Annotated in this window: 19 protein-coding genes; 9 read left to right on the top strand and 10 right to left on the bottom strand. The window is 65.7% G+C overall.

Going from position 1 to position 16,485, the window contains the following annotated elements:
- Positions 1-292, top strand: a 292-nt coding sequence (locus VIM61_05365) for a universal stress protein (protein HEY8899820.1), incomplete at its 5' end; no start/stop codon positions are given.
- Here VIM61_05365 and VIM61_05360 read toward each other — a convergent pair.
- Both VIM61_05360 and VIM61_05355 read right to left on the bottom strand, forming a co-directional pair.
- Entirely contained in the window at positions 289-1,437 is a 1,149-nt protein-coding gene (locus VIM61_05360; GenBank protein ID HEY8899819.1) for a glycosyltransferase, read from the bottom strand. The genes VIM61_05365 and VIM61_05360 overlap by 4 nt on opposite strands.
- Complete coding sequence (locus VIM61_05355) at positions 1,424-1,726, bottom strand: hypothetical protein (GenBank protein HEY8899818.1); 303 nt, start codon at positions 1,724-1,726, stop codon at positions 1,424-1,426. The genes VIM61_05360 and VIM61_05355 overlap by 14 nt, the downstream gene beginning before the upstream one ends.
- Positions 1,727-1,829: 103 nt before the next feature.
- Here VIM61_05355 and efp point away from each other — a divergent pair, with 103 nt between their 5' ends.
- From efp to VIM61_05340, 3 genes are all read left to right on the top strand, one after another.
- Entirely contained in the window at positions 1,830-2,387 is a 558-nt protein-coding gene (efp, locus tag VIM61_05350; GenBank protein ID HEY8899817.1) for an elongation factor P, read from the top strand.
- A 147-nt stretch (positions 2,388-2,534) separates the two neighbouring features.
- Entirely contained in the window at positions 2,535-3,221 is a 687-nt protein-coding gene (locus VIM61_05345) for a hypothetical protein (protein HEY8899816.1), read from the top strand.
- A complete protein-coding gene (locus tag VIM61_05340; GenBank protein HEY8899815.1) occupies positions 3,218-4,294 on the top strand; it encodes an SAM-dependent methyltransferase in 1,077 nt (358 codons plus the stop codon). Before VIM61_05345 ends, VIM61_05340 begins: the two co-directional genes overlap by 4 nt.
- Here the strand turns inward: VIM61_05340 and bioF are convergent.
- The 7 genes from bioF to VIM61_05305 all read right to left on the bottom strand — a co-directional run bounded on the left by bioF (position 4,227) and on the right by VIM61_05305 (position 11,806).
- Positions 4,227-5,369 carry an 8-amino-7-oxononanoate synthase gene (gene bioF, locus VIM61_05335; GenBank protein ID HEY8899814.1) on the bottom strand — a complete coding sequence of 381 codons (1,143 nt, stop codon included), beginning with the start codon at positions 5,367-5,369 and terminating at the stop codon, positions 4,227-4,229. The genes VIM61_05340 and bioF overlap by 68 nt on opposite strands.
- Positions 5,366-6,100 carry a pyridoxine 5'-phosphate synthase gene (locus tag VIM61_05330; GenBank protein HEY8899813.1) on the bottom strand — a complete coding sequence of 245 codons (735 nt, stop codon included), beginning with the start codon at positions 6,098-6,100 and terminating at the stop codon, positions 5,366-5,368. The genes bioF and VIM61_05330 overlap by 4 nt, the downstream gene beginning before the upstream one ends.
- Positions 6,101-6,180: 80 nt before the next feature.
- Positions 6,181-7,710, bottom strand: coding sequence for a bifunctional phosphoribosylaminoimidazolecarboxamide formyltransferase/IMP cyclohydrolase (gene purH, locus VIM61_05325; protein ID HEY8899812.1), 1,530 nt, complete (start codon positions 7,708-7,710; stop codon positions 6,181-6,183).
- An 18-nt stretch (positions 7,711-7,728) separates the two neighbouring features.
- Positions 7,729-9,567, bottom strand: coding sequence for an ABC transporter ATP-binding protein (locus tag VIM61_05320; protein HEY8899811.1), 1,839 nt, complete (start codon positions 9,565-9,567; stop codon positions 7,729-7,731).
- Positions 9,568-9,620: 53 nt separating this feature from the next.
- Entirely contained in the window at positions 9,621-10,718 is a 1,098-nt protein-coding gene (locus VIM61_05315) for a prepilin peptidase (protein ID HEY8899810.1), read from the bottom strand.
- 4 nt (positions 10,719-10,722) lie between these two features.
- Positions 10,723-11,289, bottom strand: a complete 567-nt coding sequence (locus VIM61_05310) for an SIS domain-containing protein (GenBank protein ID HEY8899809.1) — start codon at positions 11,287-11,289, stop codon at positions 10,723-10,725.
- Positions 11,290-11,305: 16 nt separating this feature from the next.
- On the bottom strand, positions 11,306-11,806 hold the full coding sequence (locus VIM61_05305; GenBank protein HEY8899808.1) for a hypothetical protein: 501 nt from the start codon (positions 11,804-11,806) through the stop codon (positions 11,306-11,308).
- Positions 11,807-12,057: 251 nt separating this feature from the next.
- Between VIM61_05305 and VIM61_05300 the strand changes: the two genes are divergently transcribed.
- The 5 genes from VIM61_05300 to dnaJ all read left to right on the top strand — a co-directional run bounded on the left by VIM61_05300 (position 12,058) and on the right by dnaJ (position 16,253).
- Entirely contained in the window at positions 12,058-12,462 is a 405-nt protein-coding gene (locus VIM61_05300; protein HEY8899807.1) for a hypothetical protein, read from the top strand.
- 57 nt (positions 12,463-12,519) lie between these two features.
- On the top strand, positions 12,520-13,038 hold the full coding sequence (locus VIM61_05295) for an STAS domain-containing protein (GenBank protein HEY8899806.1): 519 nt from the start codon (positions 12,520-12,522) through the stop codon (positions 13,036-13,038).
- A gap of 84 nt (positions 13,039-13,122) precedes the next feature.
- Positions 13,123-14,559 (top strand): GAF domain-containing SpoIIE family protein phosphatase, encoded by a 1,437-nt coding sequence (locus VIM61_05290; GenBank protein ID HEY8899805.1) that lies wholly within the window; start codon positions 13,123-13,125, stop codon positions 14,557-14,559.
- Entirely contained in the window at positions 14,556-15,095 is a 540-nt protein-coding gene (gene grpE, locus VIM61_05285) for a nucleotide exchange factor GrpE (GenBank protein HEY8899804.1), read from the top strand. Before VIM61_05290 ends, grpE begins: the two co-directional genes overlap by 4 nt.
- A gap of 6 nt (positions 15,096-15,101) precedes the next feature.
- Positions 15,102-16,253, top strand: a complete 1,152-nt coding sequence (gene dnaJ / locus VIM61_05280; protein HEY8899803.1) for a molecular chaperone DnaJ — start codon at positions 15,102-15,104, stop codon at positions 16,251-16,253.
- On the opposite strand, the gene VIM61_05275 is transcribed toward dnaJ, so the two are convergent.
- A partial coding sequence (locus VIM61_05275) for a pseudouridine synthase (GenBank protein ID HEY8899802.1) occupies positions 16,243-16,485 on the bottom strand: 243 nt, incomplete at its 5' end. The two genes, dnaJ and VIM61_05275, sit on opposite strands and share 11 nt — an antisense overlap.

The following is a 16,485-nucleotide window of genomic DNA, read 5'->3' as shown; positions in this document are numbered from 1 at the left end:
GCTCGAGACCGCGCCACCGCCGATCCTCGAGGAGGACCTCGCCGCCCAGCGCACGCATCTCGATCGCCTCGCCGCCGGCCTCGAGAACGTCAGCACCATCGCGTCCATCGGCCTCGCGACGGACGAAATCGTCAGCCAGGCCACGCAGCACGGTGCCTCGCTCATCGTCCTCGGCTCCCACGGCCACGGCGCGCTCTATCACCTCTTCGCCGGCAGCGTCGTCACCGGCGTGCTGAAACGCGCTCACATGCCCGTGCTCGTCGTGCCGATCGCCCCCAGGGCGAAGGACTAGCCGCCGCTCACCGCGCGATACAGTTCGCCAAGCTCCGCCCCCACCGCGTCCCGCGAGAACTTCGCCCGCACGGCCGCCGCACCGCTCCCGGCGATGCGCGCATACAGGCCGGCATCGCCAATCAATCGCTCCACGGCCGCCGTCACTCCCTCGGCATCTCGCTCGGCGCAGAGCAGACCGTCAACGCCGTCCTCCACAGCCTCGGGAATGCCGCCATGGCGCGTCGCCACGACCGGCAGTCCCATGGCCATCGCCTCGAGCAGACCGTTCGGCACGCCCTCGACATCGCCATTCACCGTCTCGCTCGGGTGCAGAAAGACATGCGCCTCGTTCAACAAGGCCCGGAGATCGGCCTGGTCGAGAAACCCCGTGAACTCCACGCGCTCCGCGAGCTCCATCGCCTCGGCCCGGTCGCGCAACTCGCCTTCGAGCGGACCCGTGCCCGCAATCACGAACGTCATTTTCGGATGCCTCGCCGCCAGCGCTCCAAAGGCCGCGAGGCTCGTCGCCAGCCCCTTCTTTGGCACCAGCCGGCACGCCTGCACGAGCCTCACCGCCCCGTCCGCCGGCAGGGTTCGCTCGCGAAATTCCAGGTCCGGCAGCGCCGTGCGCACGACCACGATCTTCTCCGTCGGGCAGCCCATTCGCCGCACATCGGCCGCGAGCGCCTCACTTCGGCACGCCACTTTCGCCGCCCGGGCAAAGACGGCCTCCCGCGCCGCGCGATAGCTCGGCGTCGCGATAGCCCCGGTCACATCCGCGCCGTGGAAAGACACCACGACCGGCAGGTCGACGCTTTCCAGAAGCGGCCGCAAATGCACCGCCACGTTGCCAAAAAAGACGTGCAGCACCTTCGCGCCACTCTCCCGCAACGCCGTCCGCATCCGCGCCGCCTCGCCCCGACTGATCTGCCACGGCGCGTGCGTGAACTTCCGCTCGATCGCCCGGCCAACGAATCGCCACGGCGACCGCGGCACCACCGCCAGCGCATCGATCGGAAACGTCGCGCGGTTCTCGACCTTCTGCGTGAGCACGAACGGCGCCCAGCCCTGCACCGCGAGGATCTGCCGATGGATGTGGTGCATCTCCGGCTTCAGGTAGGTCGCGCAATAGAACGCGACGACCGGCGCGCTACCAGAATTCAATGCCGAACAGGATGAAGCCCTTGGGTTTGCCGGGATCGTTCTCGCTGTAGGAGACCGTCTTCGGGCCACCGTTTCCGTAGGATTTCGGCGCAAGCGGGTTGATGAGCTGCCACGGCTTCTCCACGTTGAAGATCTTCGCCACGATGCCCTCCGTCGTGACCGGCGGCGCAATCGTCGGCTGCTGCACCACGGGCAGGTCCCGCCGGGACTGCGGCGCCACGAATTCCTGAGCCATCGCGCTCGTGGCGATCAACGCCAGTCCTGCTCCGGCGACGGGAAATGCCTTCATCCCCGGCGGTATATCGCACTCCCCGGCCCCGGGCAAGCCGCGCCGCGCTTGCCAGTCCCCCTTCGCTCCACTATCTACTGACCTCTCCCAACTTTTTGTAAAAATGGCACTCGCAAACGACCTCCGCAAAGGCATGGCAATCCGCTACAACGGAAACCCCGCCATCGTCCTCGACGTCCAGCACCGCACGCCCGGCAACCTCCGCGCGTTCGTGCAGGTCATCGTCCGCTACATCGGCACCGGCAAATCCGCCGACATTCGCTTCTCCTCGACCGAAAAGATCGACCTCGTCGAAACGAATCACCAGGAACTCGAGTTCAGCTACTCCGATCCGCAGGGCTTCCATTTCATGGACCCCGAGACCTACGACACGATCACGCTCAACGCCGACCTCCTCACCGACGCGCGCGACTACCTCGTCGAAAACCTCAAGGTGAACGTCCTCTACATCGAGGGCCGTCCCGTCAGCGTCGAGCTCCCCGCCACCGTGGAACTCACCGTCACCGAGAGCGCCGAGGGCGTGAAGGGCGACAGCGCGAACAACGTGCAGAAGCCCGCCACGCTCGAGACCGGCAAGGTGATCAACGTCCCGCTCTTCATCAAGGAAGGCGAAAAGATCCGCATCGACACCCGCAACGGCTCCTACATGGGCCGCGCCTGACCTTCTTCGATTTCCGCTTCTCGATTTTGGATTGCCATGCGCGGCCGTCGGACGCCTGATTCAGCAATCCGAAATCGGAAATCCAGATCGCCGAATCGCCGGCGAGCGAAGCTCAACGCTTCGCTCGCCCCCGCCCTCCCCGCCACGGTGCCCACGCGGTGGGTGAAGTTCCTCGTCGGCCTCTTCCTGCTACCACCCGCCTGGGTGCTCACGCAGACCTTCTTCACGGCCTTCACCCGCGCGACGTTGCACGAGCAATTCTGGGCCACCGAGGAATTCTGGTTCTTCGGCCTCGGCCTCGTCCTCTGGGTCGTCGCCTTCCTCGCCCTGCCCCGCCCGCTCTGGATCTACGTCTTCGGCCACGAACTCACGCACGCACTTTGGGTGCTCCTTCACGGCGGCAAGGTCAGCGCGCTCAAGATCACGCCACAGGGCGGCCACATTCTTGCCGACCGCATCAATACCGCCATCGCCCTCGCGCCGTATTTCTTCCCGATCTATAGCCTCCTCGTCATCGCGATCTACGGACTCGCCGGCCTGTTCTGGGACATGTCCCCCTTCCGCCCCATCCTCTACATGCTCATCGGCGCCACGTGGGCCTTCCACATCACCTTCACCGTGTGGATGATCCCCGAGGGCCAGAGCGATCTCACCTACGGCGGGAATTTCTATTCCCTCGTCATCATCTATCTGCTGAACCTCGTCGTCCTCGCGATCTTCCTCATCGCCGCCTCGGAAGGCGTCACCCTGGCCAGCTTCGGGCACGATCTTCTCCGCAACGCCGTGGAGCTGAGTTCGCAGACAACCCTGCTGCTCCAGCGTGTGCGGCTGTGAGCGCCCCGCTCGAGTTCCTCCTCGCACTGCAGGCCGAATGCGGCGGCGCCATCCCCGTCGAGCGCTACCTCCGCGAGGCCCTCTACCATCCCGAGCACGGCTACTACGCGCGGAACATCCGCACCGTCGGCCGCCGCGGCGATTTCTCCACTTCCGCCAGCCTCGGCGAGGCGCTCGGCTCGGGCGTGGCCCACTGGCTCGGGAAGAACCGCCTCCCCGCTCGCGGCCCCTGGCACGTCATCGAGGCCGGCGCCGGCACCGGCGAGCTCGCCCGCACCGTCCTTCGCCGCCTCGGACTCTGGCGCCGCCGCGGGCTCATGTATCACATCGTCGAGACCTCGCCCGTCCTTCGCGCCGAGCAACAGCGCAATCTCCCGCAGTTCCGCGTGCAGTGGCACGAGGCCATGCCCGCCGCCCTCGCCGCGTGCGACGGACGCGCCCTCATTTTCTCCAACGAACTCATCGACGCCTTCCCCTGCCGCCTCTTCGAGCGTCGCGACGGCGCATGGACGGAGATCGGCGTGCGCATCGAAGGCGGTCGCGTCGTCGAAGTCGCGATCGATCGCCCGCCGCCCACGAGCAGCGCCTTCGATCATGCCCTTTCCGAAGGCCAGCGCGTGGAAGTGCACACCTCCGCGGCGGAATGGATCGCCTCCTGGGCCGCCGGCGTTCGCGAGGCCCGCCTGCTCACGATCGACTACGGCGACACCATGCCCGGCCTCTATCACCGCCGCCCGCGCGGCACCCTGCGCGCCTACTTTCACCAGCAGCGCTACGAGGGCGCGGAAGTGTATTACCGCTTTGGCAAGCAGGACCTCACCGCCGACGTGAATTTCACGGACCTCCGCAACTGGACCGAGCGTTGCGGCTGGCGCACCGTCGCACTTACGACGCAGACGGAATTCCTCGCCGCCCACGGCGCCGTGCACACCGGCCTGCACGACGCCCAGCTCGCGGACCACACCGGCGCCGGCGGCGCCTTCAAGGTCCTCGAGCAGGAACGGATCAATCCGACGCCAGCGCCGTTGCCAGGGCATTCACCTGCGCTGGCGAATGCGCCGCGCTCAGCGTGATGCGCAGGCGGGCCGTGCCGCGAGCGACGGTGGGGTAGCGAACCGCTGGCACGAGGAACCCGGCCTCGAGCAACCGTTCCGCGGCGGCCACGGCGGCGGCCTCGTCGCCAATGATGCGCGGCACGATCGCGCTGACCGCATCCGGCGCGAAGCTCGCAAGATTTGCCCACAGTTTTTCCCGCAGCGGGGCAGCCTCGCCGCTCTCCAGCAGGCGCACAGCCTCGGCCGCAGCAGCGGCGGCGGCAGGCGGCGGGGCCGTGGAGAAGATAAAGCTGCGCGCGCGATTGATGAGGTAGTCGATGAGCCGGGCGCTGCCGCAAATCGCGCCGCCGGAGGCGCCGAGCGCCTTGCCGAGCGTGCCCATCTGGATTTCCACCCGGTCGGCCACGCCCAGTTCGGCGGCGAGGCCGCGGCCCTCCGGCCCCAGCACGCCCACGCCGTGGGCCTCGTCGACGAGCAGCCACGCGCCGAAGCGGTCCTTCAACGCGACGATCTCGCGGAGCGGAGCGAGGTCACCATCCATGCTGAAGATGCTCTCGGTGACGACGAGCACGCGGGCCTTGGCGTAGTTCTCGCGCGCCCAGTGCAGCAGCCGCTCGAGCTTTTCGAGATGGTTGTGCGGGAAGACGCGGATCGTGGCGCCACTCAAACGGGCGCCGTCCACAAGACAGGCATGGCAGAGCTTGTCGAGAATGATGACATCCTCCGCGCCGACGAGCGCGGGGATCGTGCCCACGGCGGCGGCGTGGCCGGTGGCGAAGGTGAGCGCGGCCTCGGTGCGCTTGAACCTTGCCAGGGCCGCCTCGAGCGCGGCGTGCGGGCCCTGGGTGCCGCAGATGAGCCGGGACGAACCGCTGCCGGCGCCGAACTCCGCGAGCGCGGCGGCGGCGGCGTCCCGCAGGCGCGGATCGGCGGCGAGGCCGAGGTAGTCGTTCGACGAAAAATTGACGACGTCGCGACCGTCGACGCACACGACGGGCCCCTGGGCGGAGTCCAGCCGACGCAGGCGCCGGCGAAGGTTGGCGCGCTCGATTTCCTCGAGGCGCTCCCCCAGCCAGCCGTCGAGATCGCTCATTCCTCCAGTCGCGCGATCATGTCGCGCGTGGCCTGCTCGATGCCGACAAAGGCGGCGCGGGAGATGATGGAGTGGCCGATATTCAGCTCCACGAGGTGCGGGATGCGCACGATCTTCGCGACGTTCTCGTAGTTGATGCCGTGGCCGGCATTCACGCGCAGGCCGAGGCTGTCGGCGAGTTCCGCGCCGGCGATGAGGCGGAGCAACTCGTCGTCCTGCTCGCCGCCCGTGGCGTTGGCGAAGGCGCCGGTATGGAGTTCGATGAACTCCGCGCCGAGCCGCGCGGCCATCTCGATCTGCTCGAGATCGGGATCGATGAAAAGGCTGACGCGGGTGCCGTTGTCCTGCAGGCGGGCGATGGTGTCGCGCAGGGATTCCGCGTGGGCGACGCAATCGAGCCCGCCCTCGGTGGTGACTTCGGCGCGGTTCTCCGGCACGAGACAGGCATCCTCGGGCTTCACCTCGAGCGCAACGGCGAGGATGTCGGGAGTGTTGCCCATTTCAAAATTGAGCTTCGTGTCGATGACCTCGCGCAGGCGGAAGATGTCCGCATCCTGAATGTGCCGACGGTCGGCGCGCAGATGCGCGGTGATGCCCGCCGCCCCGCCGCGCTCGGCGGCAAGGGCCGCGGCGACCGGATCGGGCTCGGCATTCGGCGAGCCGGGCATTTCGCGATACCGCGCCTGCCGGATGGTGGCGACGTGGTCGATGTTAACTCCGAGATGGATCATACGAATTCAGCCAGGACACGAAGGAGAGACGAGGTGGCGGACCTCGCGTCGTCTTTCGCGATCTGCGTGGTTAATCGAATCTAGTGCCGGAAGTGACGGATGCCAGTGAAGACCATGGCGACGCCGTGCTCGTTGGCGGCCTTGATGACCTCTTCGTCGCGCACGCTGCCGCCGGGCTGGATGGCGGCGGTGGCGCCAGCCTCCGCGGCGGCGACAAGGCCGTCGGGGAACGGGAAAAAGGCGTCGGAGCACACGGCGGTGCCCTTGAGCGAGAGACCGGCTTCCTTCGCCTTCCAGACGGCGATGCGGGAGGAATCCACGCGCGACATCTGGCCGGCGCCGATGCCGAGGGTGCGGTCCGCGCCCGCGTAAACGATGGCGTTGGACTTCACGTGCTTCACGACCTTCCAGCCAAACTCCATGGCCTCGATCTCGGCCTTCGACGGCGGACGGGCCGAGATGACCTTGTGCTCGAGCTCCTCGATGCCGGCGTCGTCGCTGTCCTGCACGAGCATGCCGCCGAGCACGGCGCGGGCGTCGCGCAGGTTTGCTCCCGCGGCCTTGGGCAGGTGCAGCAGGCGCATGAGGCGGAGATTCTTCTTCTTCTGCAGCACCGCACGGGCCTCGCTATCGAAATCGGGCGCAATGATCACCTCGCTGAAGATCTCGCCGATCGCCTTCGCGAGCGCGACGTCGACGGGACGATTGGCGATGATGATGCCGCCGAAGGGCGCCTGCTTGTCGGTCGCGAACGCCTTGTCCCACGCGGCCTTGAGATCGGGATCCGTGGCGACGCCGCAGGGGTTCGTGTGCTTGAGAATGGCGACCGTCGGCTTCGCAAACTCGGCGATGAGGTGCGTGGCGGCCGTGATATCGAGGATGTTGTTGTAGGAGAGCTCCTTGCCCTGGAGCTTCTCGAAGTAGTCGCCGAAGTTGCCGTAGAGTTCGGCCTTCTGGTGCGGATTCTCGCCGTAGCGGAGACGCTGCTCGAGGGGCAGGTCGATCGAGTAATGGCTGCCGGTCTGGCCGCTGCCGAGGTAGTTCGTGATGGCGCGATCGTAGCTGGACGTGGTGGCAAAGGCCTTCACGGCGAGCCGCTCGCGGAGCTTCGCGCTGGTGGCGCCGCCCTCCTCCTTCATCTCGGCGAGCACATCGGTGTAGTCCGCGGGATCGGTGACGACGGTGACCGACTGGTAGTTCTTCGAGGCGCTGCGGATCATCGACGGACCGCCGATGTCGATGTTCTCGATGGCCTCGGCGAGGGTGACGCCTTCCTTCTCGATGGTGGCCTGGAAGGGATAGAGGTTCACGACGACGAGGTCGATGGGGGCGATGCCATGCTCCTTCGCGACCGCGGTGTGCTCGGGATTCTCGCGGAGATAAAGCAGGCCGCCGTGGACTTTCGGGTGGAGCGTCTTCACGCGGCCGTCGAGGATCTCGGGAGAGCCGGTGAAGTCGGAAATCTCGACGACGGGAATCCCGGCCTTCGCCAGGGCCTTGGCGGTGCCGCCAGTGGAGATGATCTCGACGCCGAAGCTGGCCAGACCTTTTGCAAAGTCGAGCAGACCGGTTTTATCGGAGACGGAAATGAGAGCGCGCTGGATTTTCATGGGTGCAGGGTTGGGATCTCAAGCCGCGGCGGCGGCTTCCTCATGCTGAAACTGGATCTCGTAGAGCCGGCGGTAGAGGCCGCTTTTCTCGAGGAGTTCGCGGTGGGTGCCGACCTCGGCGATGCGACCGTGGTCCATCACGACGATCTGGTCGGACTTGAGAATGGTGGAAAGACGGTGGGCGATGGCGATGACGGTGCGGCCCTGGGCGAGGCGCTCGAGGGCGGCCTGGATGATGCGTTCGCTCTCGCTGTCGAGCGCGGACGTGGCCTCGTCGAGAAGGAGCACCGGCGCGTTCTTCAGCAACGCTCGGGCAATGGCGAGGCGCTGCTGCTGGCCGCCGGAGAGCAGGCTGCCCTTGTCGCCGACGATGGTGTCGTAGCCTTGCGGCTGGGCGACGATGAAGTCGTGCGCGTAGGCGAGCTTCGCGGCGGCTTCCACCTCGGCGCGGGTGGCGTCGAGCCGGCCGTAGCGGATGTTTTCGAAGATGGTGTCGTGGAAGAGGAAGCTCTCCTGCGTGACGATGCCGATCTGCTCGCGGAGCGACTGCTGCGTGACGGAGCGGAGGTCGAGGCCGTCGAGCCTGATGGCGCCGGACTGCGGATCGTAGAAGCGCAGCAGCAGGGCGAGCATGGTCGTCTTCCCCGCGCCGCTGGAACCGACGAGCGCGTATTGCTTGCCGGCCTCGATCCTGAGCGACAGGTCATTGACCGCCGCGCCCTCGGTGCCGTAGCCGAACGTGACATTCTCGAACGCGATCTCCCCGCGCACGTCCTTCAACACCACGGCGTCGGGTGCATCCTGGATCGAGGATTTCGTGGCCATCATCTCGAAGATGTAGGTCGACGAGGCGAGGCACTTCTGCATCTGCAGCGGAATCTTGCTGACCGCCTTCACGGGGTTGTAGAGCAGGAAAATGCCGGCGCAGAGGGCGGCGAACTGCAGAAACCCGATGTTGAAATACATCACGTAGACGAGCGCGAAGACGACGCCGACTGCGGAGACGGACTCGATGATCGGCTGCACGATGTCGATGCTCTTGCGCACGCGCAGGCTGTTGCGCACCTGCTGGTCGCTCGAGAGGGCAAACTGCTTCGCCTGATAGTCCTCCCGGGCGAAGGACTTGATGACGCGAATGCCGGCAAAGGTTTCCTGAAGGATCACGGCCATCTGGCCGGCTTCATTTTCCTCGGCCTTGCCCGCCTGGCGGATTTCCCGACCGAAGATCGCCACCGGCAGGATGCAGAGCGGGAAGAGAACGAGGGTCGTGAGGGCGAACTTCCAGTCCATGTGGACGAGCACGACGATGCCGGTGATGACGGCCACGGGGTCCTTCACGATGTCGCTGGCGATCGACGTGAGGGCGTTCTGCGCCATGCGGGTGTCGTTCAGCACGCGCGAGATGAGCTTGCCGGATTTCGCCTTGTTGAAGAAGTCGAGCGACTGCGAGGCGAGGTGATTGAAGAGCTGGCTGCGGATGTCGTGCAGCACCCGGTAGCCGACCCAGGCGAGGCAGTAGGAGTTCAGGTAGGCAAACACGCCGCGCGCGATCATCGCCGCGGGAATGAGCATGAGGATCCAGATGTAATCGCCAATCGGAGGACCGGATTCCGCAGCGCCGCCGGCGAAGGGATTGATCTTCGCCGCGGAATTCCCGCCGGGGAAAACCTTGTCGCCCACGAGCTTGATGACGAGCGGGATCATCCCGTTCAGCACACCCGCGAGCACGCCGAAGACCAGCCCCATGACGAAGCGCACCCGGTAGGGCTTCAAATACTGCGCGAGGGCGAAATAGGGCTTCCAGAGCTGACGAACGAGCTCGGGAAACGGAAGTTTTTGCTTTTTGGGATCAGCCATGGGCCGGAAGGGAGAAACGCTAACCGACGGGAGCGGCGCGTGAAACAAAAAGGTTAGAGCGCCCCGGGGCGCACGAGGGCGAGATACCAGCGAATGATCTCGGGGCCGGCGACGAGCCAGAGCGCCGCACCGAGCGCGAGGTAGGGACCGAAAGGAATGCGCCCTCCGGCTTTCCCTCGCGTGGCGAGCAGAGCCCCGCCGCCGATGAGCGCGCCGAAGATCGAAGAACTGGCGATGGTGAACAGCACCGCCTTCCAGCCGAGGAACGCCCCGATGCAGGCGAGAAACTTGACGTCGCCGAAGCCCATCGCCTCACGCGGGATGACGACGGCCCGCAGCACGCCGGTCAACTCGCGCACGTCCTCGATCGGCGTCTCGCGGTTGTCGGCGACGACGCGGTTGTAAAAAATGCGGATCGTTTTCGACTCGCGCACCGGGCCGCCGTTCAAGGACGCGCGCGTTGCCTCGATGACGAGGACGTCGGTCTCGCGGCTGAAAATCTCGTCCCACGGCCAGGCTTCGCCGCCGATCACGAGGCGCGGATTCTCGGAATCCGCCTCGAAATGGAAGGGCTCCGGTTGCTCGGGAACGATGCGTTTGCGACCGAAGGCAAGCTTGCCGCCCTCGACGACCGCCCACAGCAGACCGGCGCCGAGCACCGCGGCGGCCAGCGACCACAAAGCGGCCTGCCAGTGCGAATCCACGCCCATCAGTCCCGGCAGCGCGACGCTGAGCACGATGCCGGCCACGGTGCCGCCGAGGGTGATCTCGTCGGGGATGATGTAATGCTCGAAATCGATGAACGTGGCCGCGATCAACAGCGCGGCGAAGAGCATGTAGGCCGGCGCGAGGGGCAGGCCGAACTTCACCCACAGCCCGAGAAAGACGAGCGCGGTGAGAATTTCCACGAGGAGGTAGCGCGGCGAGATCGAAGCGCCGCATTTCGCGCAGCGACCACGGAGCCAGAGCCAGCTTACGATGGGGAGATTGTGATACCACCGGATCGTGGTCTCGCAGTGCGGGCAGAACGAACGGCGCGGATGGTCGAGCGAAATGCCACGCGGCAGCCGATGGATGCAAGCGTTGAGAAAGGAGCCGATGAGCGCGCCGAAAATAAACGCGAAGACCGCGCCGATCGCGGACAGCGTCATCTCATCACTCCTTCGGCAGGCGCTCCTCGAGCAACTCGCACATCACGTGAAGCAGGAACTTCTGCGCTTCCTGGATGCGGGCGGTTTCGGGCCCCTGAACGATGATCTCGATCCCGGCGGCGCCTTTGGTGAATCCGCCGTCGCGGCCGAGCAGGGCGATGGTATGAACGCCGACGCGATGAGCCTCCTCGATCGCGTCGAGCAGGTTGCGGGACTTGCCGCTGGTGGAGATCACGATGAGGACGTCGCCCTTCTGACCGAAGGCCTTGACCTGCCGGGCAAAGGCATCCTGGTAGTTGTAATCGTTCGAGACGGCGGTCAGCAGGCCGGCGTCGGCATTGAGCGGCAGGGCCGGATAAGGCCGGCGGTCGCCCTTGAAGCGGCAGACGAACTCCGTCGAGATGTGCGCCGCATCGGACGCACTGCCGCCGTTGCCGCAGATGAGCAGCTTGTTCCCCGCGAGGAACGCCTTTTCCAAGACTGCGGTCGCTTCGAGAAGTGCGGATTCGTGCGTGGCCAGCGCCTGGAAGGTGGCAACGGCGTCCTTGAGCGAGTTCTGGAAGTGCGTCATGGGATCGATGAGAGGTCTATTTTCGTTCGAGAGCGAGACGAGGGTCGATGACAAGCAGGGCGTCGAGGTCGGGCCACGCCTCGGAGCCGGCGGGCTGGAAGAGATTGAGATACACCTTCACGGCGAGCGGCGGATATTTCGCGGCAACGGTCTCGACGGCGGCGTCGACGACTTCGCGAGCCGGCTGGGCCGGGATTTCGTCGATGAGCCCGTCCTCGTGGGTGAAGCCACATGCGGTGAGAAAATCGCCGAGCAGCGAACGGTAGGAGCCGAGCAGCCAGTTTTGCAGCACCTCGAGGCCGAGGTCTTCGTTCTCGGGCCGGGCGAGCACGCCCTGGATCCACTGGTGACGCTCCACCCGCGGCTTTCGCTCGAGGAAGACGGGACGCAAACGGCGGCGGGAAGCCGTGACCTGCATGGTGCCCTTGTAGGCCGCCTTGTTGGTCTGGTGCAAGGATTCCAGAAGTTCATGCGCTTCGGCGGAAGTGAGGCCGGAAAAAATGTCGGATGCAGTCACGGATACGAAATGAAAACAAGGGGTCGGTGGGCCATCCGTATCGAGCATGACGAGGAGCGAGTCAAGGCCCGGAGGAAATTGCCGGGAATCGCGGCAGGGGCGATTTGACACGTTCCGACAAAGCCGCTTTCATCGCCCCGCATATGAGAGGCATCCTAGCCGCGGTTTTGGCGTCTGTAATGCTCGCGGCCTGCGCAGGTCCCGAGAAGCCGCCCGTTTATCTGGAACGAGCAAACGTTCTTCCGCTCCAATTGAACGACAAGTTCAAGTTCCGGAAGCAGAATACTTTCTTCAACGATCCGCGGAATTACCTGACGACGCAGAGCCAGGCGATGCAGTTTTTCCGCTACCGGATCAACTACGGCGTGATCACGCCGCGCGATTACGACGAGGTCTCCGGCAATTATTTCACCTTCTTCTGGTGGGCCCACGAACGGGCCGACGTGACGGTGCGTCTCGAGTATCGGCAGGCGGCCCTCGGCGACTACGTGATGGCGCAGGAGCGCTATTACCCAAACGCGAGCGGCTCGTATAAGTCGGAGTTCCGCGTCACCGGGGATGAATATCTGGAACACGGTCGCGTCACCGAGTGGCGCGCGTTGCTGATCGTGGACGGCCGCATCGTGGCCTTCCGCCAATCCTTCATGTGGAAGTAACGCACCGGGGTTGCATTGACACTCCCCCACCCGCGACCATAGTTTGCACCTAGCCTCGTGAGTCCTAAATCCACGATATTTGCCGGCCTCTACGACCACGCAGTTTGGCTGAGGGTCAACGGGCGCGGCACATTTCAAACCAGCGCGGGAATGAAGGAATACACCCGGCGCATGGTTCAGCGTGGCCATCGGGAATTCGTCATCGACCTCGCGGGCTGCGAGCTCATGGACTCGACCTTCATGGGCACGCTCGCCGGCATCGCCCTGCGCCTGCGTGAGATCGGCAGCGGCCATCTCACCGTCCTCAACCCCAATACCCGCAACCGCAGCCTCCTCGAGAATCTCGGGCTTGACCACCTGTTCGCCTTCGAGCTCCCCGACGGCGTGAGCCCCGCCCCGCAGCGCGTCGCCCAGGAAACCCTCTCGCCCCCTCCCGCTGATCCTTCGGTCCAGCACGCCACGATTCTTTCGGCCCACGAGGCTCTCGTGGAAGCCGATCCCGAGAACGAGGCCCGCTTCAAGGACGTGCTCGACCTCCTCAAGCAGGAGCCGCAGCCCGGTGCCGGGGATTCCTGATTCCATGCAATTCGGGGGAAAAATGGCACGCCAGAGGATCTTTCCGGCGTCCGGCTTTCCGGACGACCGGGATGGATTTCCCGCATGAACTGGAGTCTTCTCTTCTTCGTCCTGTTCATCGCCTCGGCCACGGCGGGAGTGGTCGCCTTCACGATCCTCGCGGCGCGACTCGGCCGCGTCGAACGCGCACGTCACGAGATCGAGCTCGAGGAAGGCCGCGTCTTCGAATTTCTCCACAGCCTCGGTGAAGCCTTTGCCGAGGGCGTGCGCTCGGCCGAGCTTCATCGTCTCATCGTCGAGAGCGCGACGCGCATCCTCGATGCGCAGGGCGGCGCCATTTATCTCGCCGACCGCAACGACGCCGCCATGGTGCCGGCCTTTCTTTCGAAGGGATGCCCGCCACTGGTCGAGGTGCCCCGTCACATTCTCGAGCAAGGCGCGAACACTTCCATCGCCGTCGAGAGCTACGTCCGCCTTCACACCATCAAGCCGAACGAAGGACTCATCGGCACGGCATGGCAGAGCCCGGAACCGACCATCGCCGGCGCCGCGGATCTCGTGGACTTCAACCTTCACCGCGAGCGCTCGATCCAGCTCGGCTCTGCGCTGCTCGGCGCGCTTGTCTACCGCCGCAAGGTGCTCGGCGTGCTGGCCGTCACCGCTCCTCCCGGTGCCGCCCCGTTCGACAAGGCCGACGTGAAGGTCTTCCACACGATTTGCGAGCAATCCGCCTTCGCCCTCTACAACGAGGTCGTCTATCTCGAGGCGAACGAGAAGAAACGCCTCGATCACGATCTCGAGATCGCCCGCGAGATCCAGAGCATCCTGCTGCCGTCCGATCCTCCGCCCGTGCCCGGCTACGAAATCAGCGGATTGAACATTCCCGCCCGCCAGGTCAGCGGCGACTATTTCGATTACCTCGTCATCGATGAAAACCGCACGGGCGTCGCCGTCGCCGACGTCTCGGGCAAGGGCGTGCCGGCCTCGCTCATCATGGCCATGTGCCGGAGCGTCATTCGCAGCCAGGCCCCCGCGAAAACCTCGCCGGCCGACCTGCTCAAGCAGGTGAACCGCCAGCTTTACCCCGACATCAAGGAAGACATGTTCATCAGCATGGCCTACCTCGTGCTGAACGGGCAATCCGGCGACGTCACCATGGCCCGCGCCGGCCACGATCCGCCCTACGTCTACCGCGCGGCCACGGGCCGCGTGGAAAGCCTCAACCCCAAGGGCATGGCCCTCGGAATTGACAGCGGGGAGGTGTTCGATAGAGTTTGCGCCGACTTGGAATTCAAGCTCGAGCCGGGCGACTTCGTCCTGCTCTACACCGACGGCGCCACCGAGGCTCTCGACGCGGAGGGCGATGAATTCGGCGCAGAACGTCTCGTGCGGGCTCTCCAGGCCAGCGCGACCGGAAATGCGGCGAACGTCATTCGCCGTCTCACCGACGACCTGAAGACCTTCGTCGGCAATTCTCCGCAACATGACGACATCACTTTGATAGCTATTCGCAAACTATGACCGACTCCGTCCCAACTCCGACCAACGAAGAGGCCGCCGCTGCTGCTGCTGAAGCCAACGCCGCCCCCGCCTCGGACACGCCGGAACTCGACGCCCTGCGCGCGGACTTCGAGAAGTTCAAGGACCTCTACGTCCGCAGCCAGGCCGACCTCGACAACTTCCGCAAACGCACCGCCCGCGAGCGCGAGGAAGCCATCCGCTACGCCAACAGCTCGCTCCTCGAGCGCCTGCTCCCCGTGCTCGACAATTTCGAGCTCGGTCTGGAAGCCGCGAAGCAATCGACCGGCGCGGAAAGCATTCTCCAGGGGATGTCCATGGTGCAGAAGCAGCTGCAGGACTTCCTCAAGGACAGCGGCGTCGAGCCCATCGAGGCCGTCGGCACGCCGTTCGATCCGAATTTTCACGAGGCGATCGGGCAGGAGGCCAGCGGCGAAGTCGCCGCCGATCTCGTGCTGCGCCAGCTCCGCCGCGGCTACAAGCTCCGCGACCGCCTGCTCCGTCCCGCGACCGTCATCGTCTCGAAAGGGGCCGCGTAAGCCTCGATGAAGACCGAGCGCGACTATTACGAAATTCTGGGCGTCGATCGCGGCACCTCTCCGGAAGACCTCAAAAAGGCCTACCGGAAGCTCGCGATCAAATACCACCCGGACAAGAACCCCGGCGATCACGAGGCCGAGGAGCGATTCAAGGAACTTGGCCACGCCTACGACGTCCTCATGGACCCCGACAAGCGAGCCGCCTACGATCGCTACGGTCACGCCGCCTTCCAGCAGGGCGCAGGCGGAGGAGCTGGCGGCGGCGGCGGATTCCACGATCCCTTCGACCTTTTCCGCGAAGTCTTCGGCCAGGGCGGTGGCTCCGGGGGAATCTTCGACCAGTTTTTCGGTGGAGGCGGTGGCGCAAGTGCGGACGGACGCCAGCGCGGCTCCGACCTGCGCTACGACCTCCAGATCACGCTCGAGGAAGCTTCCGACGGCGTCGAGAAGGAGATCGAGATTCGCAAGCTCAGCGCCTGCGACGACTGCTCCGGCAGCGGCGCCCAGCCCGGCTCGAAATCCGTCACCTGCAACGTCTGCCGCGGCCGCGGCCAGGTTGTCGTTTCCCGCGGATTCTTTCAGGTCGCGCAGACCTGCCCCGGCTGCCAGGGGACCGGCCGCACGATCGAGAAACCCTGCCGCTCCTGCGGCGGCGAAGGCCGCACCGAGAAAACCTCGCGCGTGAAACTCAAGATCCCCGCCGGCATCGAGCATGGCGCCCGCCTGCGCTCCACCGGCAATGGCGAGGCCGGCCTGCGCGGCGGCGGCTCCGGCGACCTCTACGTCGTGATGCACATCAAGGAGCACCCGATCTTCGAGCGCGACGGCACGGACCTCCGCTGTGACGTGCCCATTCCGTTCACGACGGCGGCGCTCGGCGGAGAAATCCACGTCCCGACGCTGAAGGGCGCGATCAATCTCAAGATTCCGGCCGGCACCCAGGGCGGCGCGGTCTTCCGCGTGCGCAACCAGGGCATGCCCGCGCTCCACGGCGGCCCGAAGGGCGACCTCTTCACCCACGTGCAGGTGGAAGTCCCGACCAAGCTCAACAGCGAGCAACGCGCGAAACTCGAGGAGTTCGCCGAGCTTTGCGGCGACGACAACACGCCGCTGCACCGCTCGTTCTACGACAAGCTGAAGGACTTCTTCACGGCGTAGTCGCGAAGACGGCCTCGCGCTCGGGCCGGGTCAACTCCCGCCAGGCGCCCGGGGCCAGATCCGCCGGCAGGTCGAATCCGCCGATCCGCACGCGCAGCAGCCGCAACGTGGGATGCCCGACCGCGGCCGTCATCCGCCGCACCTGGCGGTTGCGCCCCTCGTGCAACTCGAGCGCGATCCACGTATCCGGAATCGCCTTTCGCACGCGGATCGGCGGATCGCGCGGCGGCAC

It is taken from the genome of Chthoniobacterales bacterium, assembly GCA_036569045.1.
GTDB lineage: Bacteria > Verrucomicrobiota > Verrucomicrobiia > Chthoniobacterales > JAATET01 > JAATET01.
This window is presented reverse-complemented; position numbering and strand designations above follow the sequence as displayed.